The 17,682-nt window shown below is 65.0% G+C and carries 18 protein-coding genes and 1 tRNA gene; 9 read left to right on the top strand and 10 right to left on the bottom strand.

The window, feature by feature from the left end; translation table 11 throughout:
- Positions 1-4: 4 nt before the first annotated feature.
- Positions 5-1,681 carry an AMP-binding protein gene (locus GK109_RS15420; protein WP_157241561.1) on the bottom strand — a complete coding sequence of 559 codons (1,677 nt, stop codon included), beginning with the start codon at positions 1,679-1,681 and terminating at the stop codon, positions 5-7.
- A 113-nt stretch (positions 1,682-1,794) separates the two neighbouring features.
- Here GK109_RS15420 and GK109_RS15415 point away from each other — a divergent pair, with 113 nt between their 5' ends.
- A complete protein-coding gene (locus GK109_RS15415; protein ID WP_104999812.1) occupies positions 1,795-2,073 on the top strand; it encodes a putative quinol monooxygenase in 279 nt (92 codons plus the stop codon).
- Between the two features lie 75 nt (positions 2,074-2,148).
- Here the strand turns inward: GK109_RS15415 and GK109_RS15410 are convergent, their stop codons facing one another.
- Positions 2,149-2,574, bottom strand: a complete 426-nt coding sequence (locus GK109_RS15410) for a co-chaperone YbbN (protein ID WP_157241560.1) — start codon at positions 2,572-2,574, stop codon at positions 2,149-2,151.
- A 159-nt stretch (positions 2,575-2,733) separates the two neighbouring features.
- Between GK109_RS15410 and GK109_RS15405 the strand changes: the two genes are divergently transcribed.
- Positions 2,734-3,657 carry an ABC transporter ATP-binding protein gene (locus tag GK109_RS15405; RefSeq protein WP_157241559.1) on the top strand — a complete coding sequence of 308 codons (924 nt, stop codon included), beginning with the start codon at positions 2,734-2,736 and terminating at the stop codon, positions 3,655-3,657.
- Positions 3,654-4,451: an ABC transporter permease subunit gene (locus tag GK109_RS15400; protein WP_321214128.1), complete on the top strand. Its 798-nt coding sequence runs from the start codon at positions 3,654-3,656 to the stop codon at positions 4,449-4,451. The genes GK109_RS15405 and GK109_RS15400 overlap by 4 nt, the downstream gene beginning before the upstream one ends.
- 3 nt (positions 4,452-4,454) lie before the next feature.
- On the opposite strand, the gene GK109_RS15395 is transcribed toward GK109_RS15400, so the two are convergent.
- Positions 4,455-5,003, bottom strand: coding sequence for a thioesterase family protein (locus GK109_RS15395; protein ID WP_157241558.1), 549 nt, complete (start codon positions 5,001-5,003; stop codon positions 4,455-4,457).
- A 70-nt stretch (positions 5,004-5,073) separates the two neighbouring features.
- Here GK109_RS15395 and GK109_RS15390 point away from each other — a divergent pair, with 70 nt between their 5' ends.
- The gene (locus tag GK109_RS15390; protein ID WP_157241557.1) at positions 5,074-5,805 is read left to right on the top strand and encodes a potassium channel family protein; all 732 of its coding nucleotides are present in this window, start codon (positions 5,074-5,076) and stop codon (positions 5,803-5,805) included.
- Between the two features lie 358 nt (positions 5,806-6,163).
- On the top strand, positions 6,164-7,132 hold the full coding sequence (locus GK109_RS15385) for a LysM domain-containing protein (RefSeq protein ID WP_157241556.1): 969 nt from the start codon (positions 6,164-6,166) through the stop codon (positions 7,130-7,132).
- Between the two features lie 96 nt (positions 7,133-7,228).
- Here GK109_RS15385 and GK109_RS15380 read toward each other — a convergent pair whose 3' ends face one another.
- From GK109_RS15380 to GK109_RS15370, 3 genes are all read right to left on the bottom strand, one after another.
- On the bottom strand, positions 7,229-7,660 hold the full coding sequence (locus tag GK109_RS15380; protein WP_157241555.1) for a CBS domain-containing protein: 432 nt from the start codon (positions 7,658-7,660) through the stop codon (positions 7,229-7,231).
- Between the two features lie 139 nt (positions 7,661-7,799).
- Complete coding sequence (locus GK109_RS15375; protein WP_231754881.1) at positions 7,800-9,242, bottom strand: phenylacetate--CoA ligase family protein; 1,443 nt, start codon at positions 9,240-9,242, stop codon at positions 7,800-7,802.
- A 148-nt stretch (positions 9,243-9,390) separates the two neighbouring features.
- Complete coding sequence (locus GK109_RS15370; RefSeq protein ID WP_231754880.1) at positions 9,391-10,527, bottom strand: hypothetical protein; 1,137 nt, start codon at positions 10,525-10,527, stop codon at positions 9,391-9,393.
- A gap of 272 nt (positions 10,528-10,799) precedes the next feature.
- Between GK109_RS15370 and GK109_RS15365 the strand changes: the two genes are divergently transcribed.
- Positions 10,800-11,981: an IS481 family transposase gene (locus GK109_RS15365; RefSeq protein WP_157239323.1), complete on the top strand. Its 1,182-nt coding sequence runs from the start codon at positions 10,800-10,802 to the stop codon at positions 11,979-11,981.
- A 60-nt stretch (positions 11,982-12,041) separates the two neighbouring features.
- On the opposite strand, the gene GK109_RS15360 is transcribed toward GK109_RS15365, so the two are convergent.
- Both GK109_RS15360 and GK109_RS15355 read right to left on the bottom strand, forming a co-directional pair.
- Positions 12,042-12,123, bottom strand: a tRNA-Tyr gene (locus tag GK109_RS15360).
- A 167-nt stretch (positions 12,124-12,290) separates the two neighbouring features.
- Entirely contained in the window at positions 12,291-12,545 is a 255-nt protein-coding gene (locus GK109_RS15355) for a hypothetical protein (protein WP_157241554.1), read from the bottom strand.
- A gap of 185 nt (positions 12,546-12,730) precedes the next feature.
- On the opposite strand from GK109_RS15355, the gene GK109_RS15350 reads away from it, so the two are divergent.
- The gene (locus GK109_RS15350; protein WP_104998705.1) at positions 12,731-13,222 is read left to right on the top strand and encodes a YajQ family cyclic di-GMP-binding protein; all 492 of its coding nucleotides are present in this window, start codon (positions 12,731-12,733) and stop codon (positions 13,220-13,222) included.
- A gap of 112 nt (positions 13,223-13,334) precedes the next feature.
- Here GK109_RS15350 and htpX read toward each other — a convergent pair whose 3' ends face one another.
- Both htpX and GK109_RS15340 read right to left on the bottom strand, forming a co-directional pair.
- Positions 13,335-14,204, bottom strand: a complete 870-nt coding sequence (gene htpX, locus GK109_RS15345; protein ID WP_321214133.1) for a zinc metalloprotease HtpX — start codon at positions 14,202-14,204, stop codon at positions 13,335-13,337.
- A 32-nt stretch (positions 14,205-14,236) separates the two neighbouring features.
- Positions 14,237-15,508: an MFS transporter gene (locus GK109_RS15340; protein ID WP_370460625.1), complete on the bottom strand. Its 1,272-nt coding sequence runs from the start codon at positions 15,506-15,508 to the stop codon at positions 14,237-14,239.
- A 93-nt stretch (positions 15,509-15,601) separates the two neighbouring features.
- Here GK109_RS15340 and GK109_RS15335 point away from each other — a divergent pair, with 93 nt between their 5' ends.
- Together GK109_RS15335 and GK109_RS15330 are read left to right on the top strand one after the other, a co-directional pair.
- Positions 15,602-16,087 (top strand): Fur family transcriptional regulator, encoded by a 486-nt coding sequence (locus tag GK109_RS15335; protein WP_157241553.1) that lies wholly within the window; start codon positions 15,602-15,604, stop codon positions 16,085-16,087.
- 7 nt (positions 16,088-16,094) lie between these two features.
- The gene (locus GK109_RS15330) at positions 16,095-17,591 is read left to right on the top strand and encodes a catalase (RefSeq protein WP_157241552.1); all 1,497 of its coding nucleotides are present in this window, start codon (positions 16,095-16,097) and stop codon (positions 17,589-17,591) included.
- Positions 17,592-17,682: the final 91 nt, after the last annotated feature.

The raw sequence follows: 17,682 nt of genomic DNA, 5'->3' as shown, positions 1-17,682 counted from the left end.
CGAATCACAGACCCAGCCGGGCCACTGCTTCCTCGCGCATCTCCACTTTGCGGACTTTCCCGGAGACCGTCATGGGGAAGCTGGCCCGGATGTCCACGTAGCGCGGGATCTTGTAGTGGGCCAAACGGCCGCGGCAGAAGTCGGCGAGGGCAGAAGCATCCAGTGGTTCCGCCCCCGGTTCCAGGATGATGCAGGCCATCAGTTCCTCGCCGTACTGCGCATCCGGGACACCGATGACCTGCACGTCCCGGATGGACGGGTGGGTGTAGAGGAACTCTTCGATTTCCCGGGGATAGATGTTCTCTCCGCCCCTGATCACCATGTCCTTGATCCGGCCCTCGATCACCACGTAGCCGTCCCCGTCCATGCGGGCGAGGTCGCCGGTGTGCATCCATCCCTCGGCGTCGATGGCCTCGGCCGTCTTGTCCGGCTGGTTCCAGTACCCTTCCATCACCGCGTAGCCCCGGGTGCACAACTCGCCGATTTGCCCGCGCTCCAGGACATCTCCGGAGCCCGGGTCCACGATCTTGCTCTCCAGCTGCGGCATGGTCCGTCCCACGGTTTCGGTGCGGTGCTGCAGGGTATCGCCCTGCCGGGTCATGGTGGACACCGGGGATGTCTCCGTCATCCCGTAGCAGATGGCAACATCATGCATGTTCATCTCCGAGATCACCCGGTTCATCACCTCGATGGGGCACAGGGAGCCGGCCATAACGCCGGTGCGCAAGGTTGAGAGGTCGTAGGACGCAAAGTCGGGCAGCGCGAGTTCGGCGATGAACATGGTGGGCACGCCGTACAGCGACGTGCCGCCGAAATCCTGGACAGCTTCCAGGGCGGCAGCCGCGCTGAAACCGCGGCCGGGGATGATGGTGGCCGCACCGTGGCTCAGCGCGTTCAGGTTGCCGATCACCATGCCGAAGCAATGGTAGAAGGGCACGGGTATCACTACCCTGTCGTGTTCCGTGTAGCCGAGCAGCTCGCCAATGGAAAACCCGTTGTTCAGGATGTTGTGGTGCGTCAGGGTGGCTCCTTTGGGGAATCCCGTGGTCCCGGACGTGTACTGCAGGTTGATGGGATCGTGCGGTCCGAGTTCAGCCATGCGGGCCTTCAGGCCGGAATGTCCGACGTCGTCCGCCCGCCGAAGCAGCTCTGCGTAGGTCAGTTCCGCGTCACTGAGGGGGACGCCGGCGTCGAGCCCTTCCCCGCCAGGCGAGGGAAGGAAGACCAGCTGGCGCAGGTCGGGGCACCCTGCGAGCGCCCGGCGGGCCATCCCCACGTAGTCGCTGTTCCGGTCCGACGGCGCCGTGACCAGCATCCGCATGCCGTTCTGCTTCACCACGAATTCCAGCTCGTGGCTGCGGTAGGCCGGGTTGACGTTCACCAGGATGGCGCCGGCCTTGGCCGTGGCGTACTGCAGCAGCGTCCACTCGGCGCAGTTCGGGCTCCAGATCCCCACCCGGTCCCCTTTGGCGACGCCCATGGCGAGGAGCGCACGCGCCAGCCTGTCGACATCGTCATTCATTTTTGTGTAGCTCCAGCGGCGCGCATCCGCCCCGGGAACAGGCGCTGCCTCAATCAGCGCGTCGTGGAAGGGGAACCGCTCCACCACCCGCTCAAAGTTCGTGCCGATGGTCTCTTCGAGCAGCGGGACGTCAGTGTCCCCGGCTGTGTAAGCGCGCATGGTGGCACGCTACCAAGTGGCCCCCGGCAATAAAAGCACCGCGGAACCACAACACCCGGGTGTCCGGCGCAACAGAGGCAAAGCCCTCCCCTGCTGCCGGTATTGTGAAATCCATGAGTTCACCCATTGACCTGCAGGCAACGTTCATCCCCAACGACGGCGAGTTCCACCGTGTAAAACTGGCGCTCGAAATAGCCATCGATGAGGTGGTGAACGAACCGGGCTGCATCCGTTACGAGCTGACCGAAGCCACCGAAGAGAAGCTGGTCCTGACCGAGCAGTGGGCGTCGGAGGAGGATCTGGCCAAGCATTCCAAGGGCATCGCGGTGCAGGACCTCAACGAATCGCTGAGCGCGCTGCTGGCGGAACCGGTCAAGGTGGAACGGATCTAGCCTGTCCGAATCAGCTGCTTTAAAACGAATGCGGGACCTCCCAGTGGGAGGTCCCGCATTCGAAGTTAAGGGGGATCAGGCGTCCGGGATCTGGGTTCCGTCCTGGGGGCCGGCCTGCCTGCCGGCCGTTGCAGCGGCTTCTTCCCGCTGGCGTGCCACATGGGCATGGACTTCCTCCATGTCCAGCGCCTTCACGGCATCCACCACCTGTTCGAGCTGCTGGGCGTTCAGCGCACCGGGCTGCGAGAACACCAGCACCTTTTCGCGGAAGGCCATCAGCGTGGGGATGGACGAGATGCCTGCCTCGGCGGCCAGCTGCTGCTCCGCCTCCGTGTCCACCTTGGTGAAGAGGACATCCGGGTGCTTCTCTGAGACCGCTGAGTACGTGGGCCCAAACTGCTTGCAGGGGCCGCACCATTCCGCCCAGAAATCCACCAGGACAATATCGTTGCCTTCGATGGTGGATGCGAACTGTTCACCTGTGATGTCAAGGGTAGCCATGTGTCAACGGTACGCGTGATGCCCGGACCTGTCCTGTTCAGGGAGCCCTTGTTCGCTCCGCGCGTGATCGGGAATAACCGGGCGCCCTCCATGTACACGGCCGCCCGCGGAGCCTAGTCTGGGGGTCACCAGCCGCTGTGTTCGCGTCCAGGAGGGCTCATGGCCACCGCTGTTTCCGCCCGGTCCCTGACCAAGAGGTTCGGCCGCAGGGAAGTGCTGCACGGCATTGATTTCGAGGTGGAGACCGGAACGGTGTTCGGCGTGATCGGACCCAACGGCGCCGGCAAGACCACCACCATGCGCTGCCTGCTGGACATCATCCGGCCCAGCGGGGGCGAGATCCGCGTCCTCGGCATTGATCCGCGGCTGGGCGGACCCGGGCTTCGCCGCCGCATCGGCTACCTGCCCGGAGAGTTGTTCCTCGAAGGCCGGGTGACGGGCCGCAAGCTGCTGGCGCACTACCAGGCCATCAGCGGGCCCGTTCCGCCGGGGCGCATTGACTGGCTCGCCGAGCGGCTGGGGCTGGACCTCGACCGCCACACGCGCCAGCTGTCGAAGGGCAACAAACAGAAGCTCGGGCTGGTCCAGGCGTTTATGCACCAGCCGGAACTGCTGGTCCTCGATGAACCCACGAGCGGCCTGGATCCGCTGGTCCAGCAGGAGTTCCACGCGATGGTGCGGGAGGCGAAACACCGCGGACAGACCATCTTCCTCAGCTCCCACGTCCTGAGCGAGGTGCAGCAGACGGCGGACACGGTGGCCATCCTCCGCGATGGCCGGATCATCACCGTCGAGTCGGTCGAAGGGCTGCGCGAAGGGGCCGTGCGCCACGTCCGCTTCACCACGCACGGCATCCCGGCGTCCGACGCCGTGGCGCTGCTGTCGGGGGTGCCCGGCATCGGACAGGTGGAGGTGCTTGAGGCGGACGGCAGCGTGACGCTGTCCGCTGTACTGGAGGGCGCCATCCAGCCGCTGGTCAGGATGCTGGGTTCCCTTGAGCTGACGGACCTGGTGCTCGATGAGCCTGACCTGGAGGAAGCCGTGCTCAAGATGTACTCAGGCCAGCCGGAGGACGCGCGGTGACAACACTTCCCTTGTTCCGCCGCGCCTTCCTCGACACGTGGCGCTCCACCCTGGGCTGGGCGGCCGGACTGGCCGCAGCCTGTTTCCTCTACCTCCCGCTGTACCCGTCCCTCGGCGGCAGCGCGGAAATGCAGGACATGGTCAACGCTCTCCCCCCGGAGATGACAAAGGCGCTGAACTATGACCAGATCGCCACTGGACCCGGCTACGCACAGGCCACCCTGTACGGACTCCTTGGCTTCATGCTGATGACCATAGCCTCTGTCGCCTGGGGCGCCGCGGCCGTGGGCGGGGACGAGGAATCGGGTCAGCTGGAACTGACCCTGGCCCACGGTGTGACCCGCGGCCAGGTGGTACTGGAGCGGGCGCTGGCACTGTTCCTGCGCGTGGTCCTGCTTGCTGCCCTGGTCTGTGCGCTCGTCTGGCTGCTGAACGGGCCCGCGCAGCTGGATATCAAGCTGGACAATCTGCTGGGTGCCACCGTCCTGTTTGCCGGGCTGGCGCTCCTCAGCGGAACGGCTGCCCTGTGCGTCGGCACTGTCACGGGCCGGCGGACCTATGGACTGGCCGCGGGCGCCACCGTGGCCGTGCTCGGTTACGTGTTCAACGCCGTGGGGCGCCAGAGCAAGGAGGTGGAGTGGCTGCTGGAGCTGAGCCCCTACCACTGGGCGTACGGCAATTCGCCGGTGGCCAACGGGGCGGACTGGGCGGCGGCAGCGTGGCTGTGGGGCATTTCGGCGGCACTCGTTGCGGTGGCCGCCGTCGCACTGGAACGGCGGGACGTGGGCGCTTAGGCGCTACGCTTCCCAGTCATGCGGCGCCGGCGTCCTGCTGCCAGGCAGCGCACTGGACGCCCGCCACTCGTGGATCCAGTCGGGGAGGACCAGGTCCGCTGGCGGCTCGCCGAACTCGCGCAGGATCTCCTCCTGGCTGACCGGCCGGCCCTTGGCCACCAGCCGGGTGGCGATGTACGCGCGGGCATAGACCTCGCCGTCGGCCACCATGCGCTGCTCGAAGAAGATCGCCTTGGCATCCAGCCCGATGATCCGGGTCTCGATGGTGTAGTGCTGCCACAGCTGGAGGGACTTCCGGAAGGCGATGGTCTCCGCGGCCACCACGGGGCCCCATCCGCGCCGGCGCATCCGCTTCCAGACTCCGCTGCGCACCATGAGGTCGAACCGGCCCAGGTCCATGAGGGACAGGTACATGCCGTTGTTGACATGCAGGGCGATATCGATGTCCGTGGGCAGCACCCGCAGCGGGAGTGAGGCACTGTCCCAGACCGTCACCGGCGGGCGGCGCGAGGATCGGAAGAGCATCAGGAGGGTTCTCAGGAGCAGGTGCATCCCCTTATGCTACCCGCCAGTAACATGCATGGCTGCAGCCGGCGGTGGAGCTGTTAGTAGGATTTCCTGCATGACCCAACAACGCTACCGGGACCTGGCGGACTGGCCGCTGACGGTGACTGCGCTCGTCTTCCTGGGAGCGTACGCATGGCAGGTGATTGGCAGGCTGGAGGGCAGTGCGGCCATCTGGCTCGAGGCAGTCATGTGGGCGACATGGGGCATCTTCGTGGTGGACTACCTGGCAAACCTGTGGCTCGCGGGCGACCGCAGCACCTGGTTCATCCGGAACCTGCATGAACTGGTGATTGTGGCCCTGCCGTTCTTCCGGCCGCTGCGCCTCCTCCGCCTGGTGACGCTGCTGTCCGTGCTGCACCGGACGCTGGGCGACACGCTCAGGGGACGCGTGGTCACCTACGTGGTGGGCTCGGCCACGATGCTGGTGTTCGTTGGAGCCCTCGCAGTCCTGGATGCGGAGCAGTCCGCGCCGGACGCGAAGATCATTACCTTCGGCGATGCCCTTTGGTGGGCCATGACCACCATCACCACCGTGGGTTACGGCGACATGTACCCGGTGACGCCGATCGGCCGCATGGTGGCGGCTGCGTTGATGATGAGCGGCATTGCCGTCCTGGGTGTGGTGACAGCGTCCATTGCGTCGTGGCTGGTCCAGCGGGTGGAGGATACCGCCGAGGCTGTGTCCGAGGCGGAGGAGCCGGTCCGTGCCGAAATGGCGGGGCTCGTGGCGGAAATTGCCGCGCTCCGGGCCGAGATCGCCGAGCTGCAGGAGCGGCGCACGCCGTAGTCCGCCCGGCTGCGGGCAAGTATCGGGTTGCCGGCGGTTGAGTAGTCGGTGCCGCGTTATCGGGTATCCCGCGCAAATATTCGGGTATTTCCTACTGGTGCCGCCCGCCGTGCTCCCTTCCTAGACTCGGGATTCCTAGGACCTGACACGTGCGGGCGGGTCCCCCGGGCTGGCTTCCCGGGGGTCCTGCCTCCTCACGGGGCCTCCGTATTTTCTGGGTATGCGGACGCTCCATCACGCGCCTTTTTGTGCAGCCCGGCAACAGCTGGGGGCGGCCGGGCGCATATTTCCTAAATCCGTCCTGCCTGCTGAAGCGCACAGCGCCAGCCTGCCTGGACCGAACCCGGATGGGCTACCCATGAACCAGCCATACCTCTCCACTCCCGAAGGCCCCAGCAGGAGCTTTGCCACCGATGAACCCCGCACCGACCTCACCGGCGTGCGGCCGGCCATCAGCAACAAGCTGTGGGCCGGCATGGCCACTGCCGCTGTGGTGGCCGCCGTCGGCGTCGGTGCCCTGGCGGCGCCTCCCGCGTCGCTGACCCAAAGCACGACGGCGATCGGCCAGGTTGCCGGAGCCGCGGCACCTGAAGTGCCGGCCGCCGCAGCGGAAGCTGTTTCGGCGGCAGAAGCGCCAGTCCCGGAAGCGGAAGCTCCGGCGCCCGCGGCTCCCGAAACGGCGCCACCGGCTGAACCGGCACCTGCCCCTGCTCCCGCGCCCGCCCCTGAACCCGCGCCTGCGGGTGATCCGAACGTCTACACCGTGGTGCCCGGAGATACTGTCGGGGCCATCGCGGCCAGTCACGGCGTGGACATGAACGCGATGCTCGCCGCCAACGGCCTCGGCCCGTTCAGCATCATTTACCCGGGCCAGACGCTGGTCCTGACCGGCCCGCCTGTTGCGGCGCCGGCGGCCCCCGCTTCCGCCCCCGTTGCAGCGTCCGTTCCCGCCCCGGCACCCGCAGCCGCCGCTCCGGCACCTGTCTTTGCCGCACCCGCCGTCCGCACCATTTATGTGGCGGGCGCCGGCGGCCAGGCCATGGTGGACGCCTGCATCGGTCCCATCCACTACACCCCCAATGACGGCTATTCGCTCTTCATCACGGAGCACGATTTCTGCGGCGGCTGGGCACGTTTCTCCGGCATTGGGGTGGGCGAGACGGTGAGCATCCCGGGCTATGGAACGTACACGGTTTCGGCACGGGGACAGGTGCCCAACCCGGGAACCACCAACGACGTAATTGCGGTCTTCGGCGGCTTCCCCCGGGCCATCCTGCAGACCTGCATCCCCGGCACCAGTCAGATGCTCCTGATCGCGCTGAACTGACTGCCAAGGTTGCCCTGGCATAGCTTGTCCGCGGTCCCTGGCCTTCAAGGCAGGGAGCCGCGGACAAGGGCATGAACTGCGCCAGGAAGACCCCGGCTATGCGTTCATCCGCTTGCGCTCCGAGATATGCTCCACCAGTTCGCCCACGCGCTGTTCCGAGTAGTTGCGGGCGATGTCCCCCTGGCTGATGATGCCAACCAGCTTGTGGTCGGCGATCACGGGGAGCCGGCGGACCTGGTGTGTTTCCATCATTTCAATGGCGGCGTCAACGTTCGCGTCGGCATCGATCCAGTACGGCTTGCCTGAGGCGAGTTCGCTGGCCATCATTTCGCGCGGATCACGTCCGGCGGCCACGCACCTGATCACGATGTCACGGTCGGTGATCATGCCGTGCAGCTTGCCGTCGTCGCCGCAGATGGGCAACGATCCGCAGTCCAGGTCCTTCATCATCCGGGCGGCATCTGCCAGGGACTGGTTTTCCTTAATACACTGTGCGTCCGTAGTCATGAATTCACGTACGGCACTCATTGGTCCTCCTTCATCGATTGGTATCGACGCAGGGCATCGGGCACATGCGCCGATGCTGCCAGACTACGCCCGGGCCGTGCCGATGTCGACGGCGGTTTGGCACCGTTCCGGGGCAGCTTCGGCCCCTGGACGGCCCACGTCAGTCAGCCGATGCCCGGCTCTTTTGGGCCCGGAACGTGAGGTCCAGCTCCCAGTCCTGGGGAGCCGTAGGGCCAAGTTGCCAGACGTACTCATTCTTTAGCTTTGAACCGTCCGACGTGAAGGGGCCGGTGCGCAGCGGATAAAAAGCAATCGTCGGGAGGCTTGCCTCAGGTGATGTAAGGATTGCGTTGTTGAAGTCACCGTTCATGCTTCTTAGTCGTTCAAGGATGTATGTCCGGTAGGAAGCTGCCTCGAAGGTGCCCTCGGTGGTGGCTTTCGAGGTGAGCTGAAGCGCGATATGAAGCTGCCGGTTTCCCGAGGCGTCCTCAAAACTGACAAGCCGATGGTTTTCCACTGCTGACAGAAGGCTCTGGTCACTGCTAAGGACGTCGCGCAATGCATCCGGTGCCACAACCGCTCCGTTGAAGTCTACGGACAGGTCGCTCCTGCCGTAATGGAAGAGCACGGGCAGATCGAGGAACTGCTGGCGGATGACGTGTTCGAGCCCGAATTCCCGAAGCACAGCGTTGAGTTCACGCACGCGCAGCACGTGTCCGCGGTCATGAATGTTGTAACGGATCCGCGGGTTGACGTTCTCCTTGCGCACGATCGTGACGACGAGTTCTCCGTCCCCGTTCGTTTCGATGAGGTAGTCGTACGGGTTGAACTGGAAGATCATCGGGAGCACGCCGTATTCGTCCTGCCGGGTGAGCCGTGACGACAGTTCCGGGTTGGCCGCGATCGCCTGGCGAAGCTCCACGGTGTAGTCCGTTTCGATGGCTATGTTGATCTCAAGGTCGGACGCACCGTACGAGCCGAAGGCACTGTGGGCGTACTTCGTGATGTGGGCCCGCATGTTCTCGCTGATGCCCTCGCCGCCGAATGCCGCCACGATATCGTAGTCCTCCCAGATGATCCGATCGTCGTCGAACAGGGCTTTCAGGAAGGGCGGATAGCTAAGGATGATGTAGGTGTAATCCGGGCCGAACTCCAGCATCGTGGCGATTACCTTGTCGCGGTCCGGGCCGATTGATTTGATCATTGTCACGTCTGTCAGGGAAGTCGTGACGTTCATCCCTGTTGCCCATGCTCCGAGTGAGAAGCAGTTGAGCACGAACGGCTGCTTCCTCAGTGTCTCGGCGGTGCGCGAAAAGCCAACTTGGAGCAGCTGCCTTGTGGCAAGACGTTCGTCGCGGCCACGCACCCAGCTGGTTGGAACACCCGAGCTTCCGGAAGATTCATCGACAACCACTCCGTGGCGGGGAAGCACGCCGTCCACGCTGCGGGCAGGAATGGTCCAGCGTTTGATGTAGCTGTCCTTGTCCATCTCCGGCAGCGCGGCGAAGGCCTCCGCCACCGTCCTGCGTTTAAGGGAAAGCCTTCCACTGACGCCGTGCTCGGAGAGGAACTCACGATAAGCAGGGACCCGTTTAGCCGCCATCTCAAAGGTCCGCCAGGCCCTCCAGCGTCCGGCAGTCCAACGGAAAGGTTCGATGCCCGGCATCAGCAGTATCCGGTGAGTTGAAACCCTTGGCGTAAAGACCCCGACGAATCTGTCCATAAGAAAGACGAACGCAAATATGAGCTTCTTATTCAAGGTGTGGCTCCTGTAAGGACATGTCATCGGTGAGCAGCATCGAGGCCGCCGGGCGGCGGTGAGACTTTGGCGGGGTGTCGCTGTAACCGAACCTGAACAGCATCCACGCCATCCTGTTCGCTGTCTCGTTGATTCCAGCCTCCTCGACGAATTCTGCGTGAGAAGACGGGTTGGTGATCACAGTGCCAAAGGGGTGGAGGGATACGCCCTTTTCCGAAAAAAAGAGCCATACCTGCATGAACGTGCGCCCGGCTTCCAGGAAATGGCCCGGCTCCGCGAACGGGCCCTCCAACCATCCAAGCTGCCGCACGCCACGCATTGTGCGTAGATAGACGGCCTTTATGAAACCGCCGATGGCTGGGAAGGACCAAAGATTACGGTGCTTCATCGCGAATCGAAGCACCCGGCCGGGAATGATCATGGTCTCCGCGCTGAGACCGTCTGCCCGGGCTGCAGCCTCGTCCTTCGAAAACCGCAGCCACTCCATGATCTCGGCGTAGACCGCATTATTGCGCAAGTCGGAAAAGAGAGTTTTTTGATTGATCCGCACAAGCGATGAAACAGTGCGGCTGTCAGCGGTTGAATGAAATGCGTATCCTTGGCGGGCGGCAATGGAAGAAGCTGCCGTCAAAATCGCCTCATCGACCACCCGCTTGTCGTACGGCCGGCGCGACGTCCGCCTGGCCCGGAATGCGGCCAAAGCACTTTCGGCCAAGGGCTGGGAATGGGAGCCAGCTGCAGCAGGTTCCAATCGGACTGTGCCAATAAGATGCAGCCGGTCCTCGGCAGCGAAATCCATTTCGGAAAGCTCAAGGCTTTCCACGGTGCGGTAGCCCAGGGGCGCGGCCACCACGGACAGTGACTCCAGGAAGACCCCCGCGCACACGTGGCCGAAAGGGATTCCGAAAGATTCGGCAGGCAGCCCAAGGTCAAGGTCATAATAGACGACTGCCACGGTCTCGCTGATCGGCCTCAGCTTTATCGGCTGGGAATTATGCGGCGAGGGATACCAGCGGACCTCCTCGGCGATATCGAGCCAGGGTCCCCCAACATCGTCAGACATGCCGGCCACCGACAATTTCCCCCCATAAAAATTGCGAATATGTGAGAACACTATCTGCGGCATCATCAAGATCCGCCCAGATTTGTCACAGGATTGGAAAAAGATCGGGCAGCCTGCCCACCTGGCGTGATTCGAAGCCGATCCAGGGCGACGGTCCGCAGCGGCCGGGCATGACAAAGGCCCGTAGTTTCCAGGAAACTACGGGCCTTCGCTTGGGTGGCAGATGAGGTGTCTAGTTTCACGACATACTTCACACCTGAGTCGGGACATCGTTCCCACTTGACGCTTCATCGGTGAGTCGGGACATCGTTCACACTGGGGTTGGCCGAGCATGATGCATGTCGAAGCAGAAAGTCATCGTCCTCGCCGTCCGTGACCAAGGCCTGAGCGTCACGGACGCAGCCCGCCGCTATGGAGTCAGCCGCCGCTGGGTCCACGAACTGCTCAGGCGTGCAGCAGAAGGCGGCCTCGACGCGGTCGAGCCCCGGTCCAAACGCCCGCTAAGCAACCCGCGCCGAACCACCGAGGCCGCCACCAGCCGGATCCTGGACCTGCGCGGTGAACTGGTCACCGCCGGACTGGACGCCGGGCCCGTGACCATCGCCTGGCACCTCGAACGCGAAGGACTCCGGCCGCCCTCGACCTCGACAATCCGCCGGATCCTGCACACCGCCGGGCTCATCACCCCCGAACCGAAGAAACGCCCCAAAACATCCCTGCACCGCTTCGAGGCCGACCAGCCCAACGAAACCTGGCAATCGGACTTCACCCACTGGGCCCTCGCCGACGGGACCGACACCGAGATCCTGAACTTCCTCGATGACCACTCCCGCTACCTGCTCGCCTGCACCGCCTTCGCACCCGTCACCGTCACCACAGTCGTGGCCACCTTCCTCACCACCGCCGCGGAACACGGCCTCCCGGCCTCCACCCTGACCGATAACGGCATGGTCTACACCACCCGCCTGGCCGGCGGCAGGGGCGGCCGGAACGCCTTCGAACACCAACTCCATGCCCTGGGCATCACCCAGAAAAACGGCTCCCCCAGCCACCCGCAGACCCAAGGCAAAATCGAACGCTTCCACCAAACCCTCAAACGCTGGCTGACCGGCCAACCCCGCGCCCACACCCTGGAAGACCTCAACGAACAACTGGAAAAGTTCCGGCACATCTACAACCACGAACGCCCACACCGGGCCCTGGACCGCCGCACACCCGCCGCCGCCTACGCCGCAACACCCAAAGCAGCCCCGTCCGGAGCCAAACAGGGAGACCACTGGCGCCGCCGCATCGACCGCGTCGACCAATTCGGCAAACTCACGCTCCGCCACGCAGGCCAGCTCCGCCACATCGGCATCGGCCGGACCCACGCCCGTAAACACGTCCTCATGCTCATCCACGACGCCGACGTCACCATCAGCGACGCCACCACAGGAGAGATCATCCGCGAACTCACCATCGACCCCGAGCGGGATTACCAACCCAGAGAATCCGGGCAAAGAAAAACACCCCGGTCCTAAGACCGGGGTGTTACCGATGACCCGACTCATCCGTGAAGGATGTCTCGACTCACCACAGGGTGGCAGATGAGGGATTCGAACCCCCGTAGGCGTTGCCAGCTGATTTACAGTCAGCCCCCTTTGGCCGCTCGGGTAATCTGCCGAACTTCAAAAGAAGTACCCGCCGATGCAGTCTGCAGAACGTCCGTTTCCGGGCCGTTCCGCTTCCAGTAACCGCGGGCAAGACAACTTTACAGAACTTCCGCCGAAGAATCGAATCGGGCCGCGGAGGCCCGGAAATCCCTTGAAACAACGGGGAAAGGAACGGAATCAGGCCTCTCCCAGAATCCTTCCGGCAAGCCGGGCCTCGAACTTCACGGCCTGCTCCTCAGTGATCTGGTTCAGCTGGACTGCACGCAGCAGGTCCTCGCTGACTCCCTCCATCCGGGATGAAGCATCGGCCACCGGAGCGAGGATGATGGACGCAGCCACCGCTGCTGCGGCCACCGACGACGCCGCTGCTGCCACCGCCCCCGCTGCTGCCGAGGTGGTGCGGGTGGCGTAACGGACGGCCTTGCGGTGCATGGTGTTCCCTTCGAACAACTTCCCAACACGTTCAACTGTTCTCCGCCCTCCTTCGTTCCTGCAGAGCGTCCGCTGGGAGGGAACTGTGAATCCCTGAGCCCCTCAACGCGGCCATCCGTATTAGGCTGGAATGCAGTGATCACCCCCTGTCCGCGCACAGGGCTTCCACCGGCAAAAGGAGAGTCATGGCAGGCGAGTCAACGTTCGACGTCGTAAGCAAGGTAGACAAGCAGGAAGTGGCCAACGCGCTGAACCAGGCGCAGAAGGAGCTGGCCCAGCGCTACGACTTCAAGGGCGTCGGCGCCGAGGTGGATTTCAGCGGCGAAAAGATCCTGATGAAGGCGAACTCCGAGGAACGGGTCCTGGCAGTGCTGGACGTGCTCCAGTCCAAGCTGATCCGCCGCGGCATCTCGCTGAAGTCGCTGGACGCCGGCGAGCCCTATGCGTCCGGCAAGGAGTACCGGCTGGAGGCCTCCATCAAGGAGGGCATCGCACAGGACCTCGCCAAGAAGATCAACAAGCTCATCCGCGATGAAGCCCCCAAGTCGGTCAAGTCCCAGATCCAGGGCGACGAGCTCCGCGTGACGTCCAAGTCCCGCGACGACCTGCAGGCCACCATGGCCCTGCTGAAGGACTTCGAGGAAGCCGACCTGCAGTTCGTGAACTTCCGCAGCTAGCCGTCCGCCGCCGTCGTTCTCGACGCGCATAATTTCGGCCGACACGCAAGAGGCCGGCGCACCCGGAATAGGGCTGCGCCGGCCTCTTTGCGCGTCCCGGAGACGCCGGACGTCAGCCCAGCGGCCGGCCTGCCATCCGCTCCAGCCGGGAAATCCGGTCCCGCATGGGCGGATGCGTGGCAAACAGCTTGGTCATCGCACCGCCGCGGAAGGGGTTGGCGATCATCAGGTGCGAGGCATTCACCAGCCGCTGGTCCTGCGGCAGCGGTGCGATGGTGACGCCCCGCTCGATCTTGGCCAGCGCTGAGGCGAGCGCCAGCGGATCGCCGGTCAGCTGCGAACCGTCCTCGTCGGCGTCGTACTCCCGGGTCCGGGAAATGGCCATCTGGATCAGCGACGCCGCGAAGGGGGCGAGGAGCGCCATGGCCAGCATCGCCAGCGGATTGGAATTGCGCCGGTCACCGCCGCCGAAGAACAGGAGCATCTGGCCCACCGACGTGATCACGCCTGCGACGGCGGCGGCCACGGACGAGGTGAGGATGTCCCGGTTGTAGACGTGCATGAGCTCGTGGCCCAGGACTCCGCGGAGCTCCCGGGCGTCCAGCAACTGCAGCATTCCCTCGGTCACGCACACGGCGGCGTTCCGGGGATTGCGGCCGGTGGCGAAGGCGTTCGGGTTCATGGTGGGCGAGAGGTAGATGCGCGGCATGGGCTGGTTGGCGCGGACGGACAGTTCCCGGACCATCTGGTACAGCTGCGGCGCCTGCGGTTCCGTGACGGGGTAGGCCGCCATGGCGCGGATGGCGATCTTGTCGCTGTTCCAGTAGCCGTATGCCGTCGTGGCCACGCCCACGAGGGCCATGATCCAGATCGGCGCGGAGCTGCGGGTACTGGTGCCGATCAGCGCCCCGAGGCCCAGCAGCACCGCCCACAGCACCCCGAAGAGCGCCGCGGTCTTGAGCCCGTTGTAGTGTTTGTGCACGTCTCCTCCTTACTCACTATGGAAACGGCTGTCTAGGGGGCAGGGTTCCGCGCGTCGTACCTGCGGAAGCCCGGCTGGAGGCTGGCCGCCGCCCAGGCCCCGGCGATGCACAGCCCGCCGCCGAGCAGCAGGACCCAGCCCTCGGCCGCGAGCCTGGTGGCGCCGCCGGCCAGCAGGTCGCCGATCCTGGGACCGCCGGCCACCACCACGATGAAGACGCCCTGGAGCCGCCCGCGGAGGTGGTCCGGTGTGGCCGCCTGGAGGATGGTGTGGCGGAAGACGCCGCTGATGGAATCGGCAATGCCCGCGAGCGCGCAGCAGACTGCCGCCGGGAGAAGCCAGGGCGTGACCGCCCCGTCCGGTGCACGCCCGGCGAGCAGCACCACCAGGCCGAAGGCCGCCATGGACGCACCCCACCCCATTACCGAGATGACCACGGCGCTCCCTTGCCAGCGGACGCCGCCGAGGGGTCCGGAAAACAGGCCCGCCAGGAAAGCGCCGACGGCGCTGGACGCCAGCAGGACGCCTACGGTCGCTTCGCCGCCGCCGATCATGACGGCACCGATGGCCGGCATCAGCGCCCGCGGCTGGGCAAGGACCATGGCCACCAGGTCGATCACGAAGGTCATCCGGAGGTTGGGCCGCGTGCCGAGGAAGCGGAAGCCTTCGACGACGGAGCGGAGTCCGGGCCTGCCCGGGCTCCCTGACGGCGGCAGGGGCGGCAGCCGGTAGACCGCCCACAGCACGAACGCGAAACTTGCGAAATCAAGGGTGTACGTCCAGCCGAACCCCACCCAGGCCACCAGCACGCCGGCCAGCAGCGGACCGGCCGTCATGGAGAGGCCGAAGGACATCATGCTCAGTGCGTTGGCCGCAGGCAGGAGTTCGGTTCGGATCAGCATGGGGAGGATGGCGCTGCGGGCCGGCTGGTTGATGGCCTGCGCGCCGCTCTGCAGCGCCACCAGGAGGTACAGGACCCATACGTTGCCCAGCTGCAGCCAGGACTGCAGCGCGATCAGTCCGGTGGCCAGCCACATGACGGTGGAGGCCAGCAGCGCCACCTGGCGCCTGTCATGGGAGTCGGCGAGGGATCCGCCCAGCAGCCCGCCGATCACCAGCGGCACCAGGGCGAAGACCGCCAGCAGGCCGACGTAGAGGCTCTCCCCCGTTATCCGGTAAACCTCAAGGCTCACTGCCACCAGGGTGAGCTGGCTGCCGACGGCGGATACGGCCGAGCCCACCCAGAGCCGGCGGAACGCAGGGCTCTCCCGGAGCGGCGTGATGTCAGCGAGCAGTTTCCCCACCCCGCAACCCTAGCGGCGGCGGTTTCTTCCCGTTCACAACGTGTTAGCCGAGCCTTATTGTGAGATGCTCATAATAAGTGCTTGAATGGTGGCATGACGGAACACTTTGACGGCCACGAGGCATGGGCTGCCGCCCTGCGTGCCCACGGCCGCAGGGTGACCAAACAGCGGTTGGCGGTCCTGGCCGCCGTCGAACGCCACCCCCACTCCCCTGCGGAGAGCATCCTGGCCGCCGCCCGCGCCGAACTGCCTGAGCTGACGGCACAGTCCGTATATGTTGTGCTCGGCGACCTGACGGACCTGCACATGCTCCGCAGGTTTGAGCCCCCGCACTCCCCCGCCCTGTACGAGACGCGGGTGGGCGACAACCACCACCACGCCATCTGCATCAGCTGCGGCCGGGTGGAGGACGTCGACTGCGCAGTGGGCCACGCACCCTGCCTCACCCCCCACTGGGATGAAAACGCCAAGCCGATGACCATCCAGATCGCCGATGTCATGTACCAGGGCATCTGCCAGGACTGCCAGCAGTCCCAACAACTTCCTTCCAATCGTCCCCCGCAAGAAATAGAGAAATAGGAGAACAATGACTGCCATTTCAACAACCCAGTCAGGTGCCCCCGTTACGTCGGACGCGCACTCGAAGTCAGTCGGTGCCGACGGTGCCATCATCCTGACTGACCACTACCTGGTGGAAAAGCTCGCCCAGTTCAACCGCGAGCGGGTGCCGGAGCGCGTAGTGCACGCCAAGGGCGGCGGCGCATTCGGTACGTTCAAGGCCACCGAGGACGTGTCCAGGTACACCAAGGCAGCCTTCCTCCAGCCCGGCGTCGAAACCGAAATGCTGATCCGCTTCTCCTCCGTGGCCGGCGAAAGCGGCTCCCCGGACACCTGGCGCGATCCCCGCGGCTTCGCCGTGAAGTTCTACACCACCGAGGGCAACTACGACCTCGTGGGCAACAACACCCCGGTGTTCTTCATCCGTGACGGCATCAAGTTCCCGGACTTCATCCACTCCCAGAAGCGCCTGCCGGGCACGCACCTGCGCGACGCCGACATGCAGTGGGACTTCTGGACCCTGTCCCCCGAGTCCGCACACCAGGTCACCTGGCTCATGGGCGACCGCGGCCTGCCCGCCTCCTGGCGCGAAATGCAGGGCTACGGCTCGCACACCTACCAGTGGATCAACGCCGAGGGCGAGCGGTTCTGGGTCAAGTACCACTTCAAGTCCAACCAGGGCGTGAACTCCATGGGCAGCGAGCAGGCCGAGCAGCTGGCAGGCTCCGACGCCGACTTCTACATCCGCGACCTCTCCGAGAACATCGAGGCCGGCAACTTCCCGTCCTGGGACCTGCACGTCCAGGTCATGCCGTACGAGGACGCCAAGACCTACCGCTTCAACCCGTTCGACCTGACCAAGGTGTGGCCGCACGGCGACTACCCGCTGATCAAGGTGGGCACCATGGAGCTGAACCGGAACCCGGAGAACTACTTCGCGCAGATCGAGCAGGCCACCTTCGCGCCGTCGAACTTCGTGCCGGGCATCGCCGCTTCCCCGGACAAGATGCTGCAGGCCCGCATCTTCTCCTACGCGGACGCCCACCGCTACCGCGTCGGCACCAACCACGCCCAGATCCCGGTGAACCAGCCCAAGAACCAGGTCAACAACTACAGCCAGGACGGTGCCGGGCGCTACCACTTCAACGCCCCGTCCGTGCCGGTCTACGCCCCCAACTCCGTTGGCGGCCCGGCCGCAGTCGAGCCGCAGAACCCGGCCGGCGGCTGGGAGAACGACGGCGAGCTGACCCTCGCCGCGCACTCCCTCCACGCAGAGGACGGCGACTTCGTCCAGGCGGGCACGCTCTACCGCGAGGTCTACGACGAAGCTGCGAAGGCCCGCTTCCTCGAGACCATCACCGGTGCAGTGGGCGGCGTCAAGAGCCCCGGCATCAAGGAACGCGCCATCCAGTACTGGACCAACGTTGACGCCGAACTCGGCGCCAAGCTGCGCGCCAACCTCGGTACCGCGGCTGCTCCGTCAGCTCCGTCCTCCGACGCTGAGGCTGCCAACAAGATCGGCTGATCCAGCTCCGTCTTGACTTGCTGAAGACCACCCCGCCGCTGTTCGTGTGGCGGGGTGGTCTTCTTTTTTCCACATACCCGGCTCCGCGCAT

This window comes from Pseudarthrobacter sp. GA104 (assembly GCF_009741265.1).
Taxonomy (GTDB): Bacteria; Actinomycetota; Actinomycetes; order Actinomycetales; family Micrococcaceae; genus Arthrobacter.
Note: the sequence above shows the minus strand (reverse complement) of the source record. Positions and strands in the feature narration are given on the sequence as shown.

What these genes read in the sequence shown, in the direction of transcription:
- GK109_RS15420 (WP_157241561.1), bottom strand. Translation starts at nt 1,681, where the DNA reads ATGCGCGCTTACACAGCCGGGGACACTGACGTCCCGCTGCTCGAAGAG.
- GK109_RS15415 (WP_104999812.1), top strand. Translation starts at nt 1,795, where the DNA reads ATGAGTTCACCCATTGACCTGCAGGCAACGTTCATCCCCAACGACGGC.
- GK109_RS15410 (WP_157241560.1), bottom strand. Translation starts at nt 2,574, where the DNA reads ATGGCTACCCTTGACATCACAGGTGAACAGTTCGCATCCACCATCGAA.
- GK109_RS15405 (WP_157241559.1), top strand. Translation starts at nt 2,734, where the DNA reads ATGGCCACCGCTGTTTCCGCCCGGTCCCTGACCAAGAGGTTCGGCCGC.
- GK109_RS15395 (WP_157241558.1), bottom strand. Translation starts at nt 5,003, where the DNA reads ATGCACCTGCTCCTGAGAACCCTCCTGATGCTCTTCCGATCCTCGCGC.
- GK109_RS15390 (WP_157241557.1), top strand. Translation starts at nt 5,074, where the DNA reads ATGACCCAACAACGCTACCGGGACCTGGCGGACTGGCCGCTGACGGTG.
- GK109_RS15385 (WP_157241556.1), top strand. Translation starts at nt 6,164, where the DNA reads ATGAACCAGCCATACCTCTCCACTCCCGAAGGCCCCAGCAGGAGCTTT.
- GK109_RS15380 (WP_157241555.1), bottom strand. Translation starts at nt 7,660, where the DNA reads ATGAGTGCCGTACGTGAATTCATGACTACGGACGCACAGTGTATTAAG.
- GK109_RS15375 (WP_231754881.1), bottom strand. Translation starts at nt 9,242, where the DNA reads ATGGCGGCTAAACGGGTCCCTGCTTATCGTGAGTTCCTCTCCGAGCAC.
- GK109_RS15370 (WP_231754880.1), bottom strand. Translation starts at nt 10,527, where the DNA reads ATGATGCCGCAGATAGTGTTCTCACATATTCGCAATTTTTATGGGGGG.
- GK109_RS15365 (WP_157239323.1), top strand. Translation starts at nt 10,800, where the DNA reads ATGTCGAAGCAGAAAGTCATCGTCCTCGCCGTCCGTGACCAAGGCCTG.
- GK109_RS15355 (WP_157241554.1), bottom strand. Translation starts at nt 12,545, where the DNA reads ATGCACCGCAAGGCCGTCCGTTACGCCACCCGCACCACCTCGGCAGCA.
- GK109_RS15350 (WP_104998705.1), top strand. Translation starts at nt 12,731, where the DNA reads ATGGCAGGCGAGTCAACGTTCGACGTCGTAAGCAAGGTAGACAAGCAG.
- GK109_RS15335 (WP_157241553.1), top strand. Translation starts at nt 15,602, where the DNA reads ATGACGGAACACTTTGACGGCCACGAGGCATGGGCTGCCGCCCTGCGT.
- GK109_RS15330 (WP_157241552.1), top strand. Translation starts at nt 16,095, where the DNA reads ATGACTGCCATTTCAACAACCCAGTCAGGTGCCCCCGTTACGTCGGAC.